This window comes from Oleiphilus sp. HI0067 (genome assembly GCF_001635735.1).
In genome coordinates, this window is sequence record NZ_LWFI01001019.1 from 1 (window position 1) to 1,070 (window position 1,070).

Genomic DNA, 1,070 nt, shown 5'->3' on the forward strand with positions numbered 1-1,070 from the left:
AGATATTTGAAAGTCCGCTCAACTCGTCAATCAGTGAAGGCCAATACTGTTGGAAACTTTGAGTTGATCGTATTTGGCCGTTGGAACAATTCTCGATCGCAGTGAACGCGTTAATGCCGCAATTGATGAGTAATTTACGCTGCAAAGTAGATTTAATATTGTGCTTATAGTCTGCGTGAGAGCTTATTTTTGCTAGTGATGACGGCCAGTCATCATGTTGTGAAGCGTGCTTATTTAAAGGGCCGCAATGGGTTGTACCTTCACCAGCTAGAACGAGTCTATTTGGCTTCTCTATATTGGCGCCACTAGTAGTACTTGCTGCGTAGATAGGGCGATGCTGAATCCCTTCAACGATCTCATGTTGGCTTCCCATCCCATTTTGGAAAAGAACGAAAGGAATAGCTTTCAGTAGATTAGTGTCCAGAGCATGTGCTGTTGAACAAGCAGCATGACTTTTGGTGCAGATTAATACTGCTTCGATGTAGAGCTTAGTTTCTTTGAGTGTCTGTAGATTGTGCTGGCGAACAGTTAGCTCATTGGTAACTTGTTGATCTTGAACAGTAATGTTGATCGTTTTACTGGTTCCATTCGGTCTGGTATCGAGAAAAACGCAGTTGTCCGCACCCAGTTTATAGGCCCACATTTGACCTATGGCACCGGCACCAACAATTGCGATCATCGTGCTGACAGAATCTACTAAAACGAGGTAAACCGCATCGAATTACATCGATGCGATTTTTTCCATTTGCTCGCTTAGCGTCGCTAAGCTTTGTTCGGCTGCAGCAAGCTTTTCTTTTTCTTTTTCTACAACGTCAGCAGGCGCGTTGGCGACGAATTTTTCATTGCCAAGTTTTCCTTGTAAGCGTTTGATTTCTCCTTCCGCTTTACCTGCTTCTTTCTTCAAGCGCGCAAGCTCCGCTTCAACGTTAATCAAGCCTGCCATTGGTACAAGTACTTCCATTTTGCCAACCAACTGTGTTGCGCACATTGGCAGTTCTTCGCCATCAACCCAATCTAAGGATTCAAGTTTGGCGAGTGATTTGATTAGTGCGCCATTTTCTTCGAAACGG

Annotated in this window: 1 protein-coding gene and 1 pseudogene; both read right to left on the reverse strand. The window is 44.2% G+C overall.

Annotation, left to right across the window (positions count from 1 at the left end):
- A partial coding sequence (locus A3739_RS13655; RefSeq protein ID WP_068501739.1) for a ketopantoate reductase family protein occupies positions 1-679 on the reverse strand: 679 nt, incomplete at its 3' end.
- 42 nt (positions 680-721) lie between these two features.
- Positions 722-1,070: pseudogene (locus tag A3739_RS13660) on the reverse strand (valine--tRNA ligase); the annotation flags it as partial.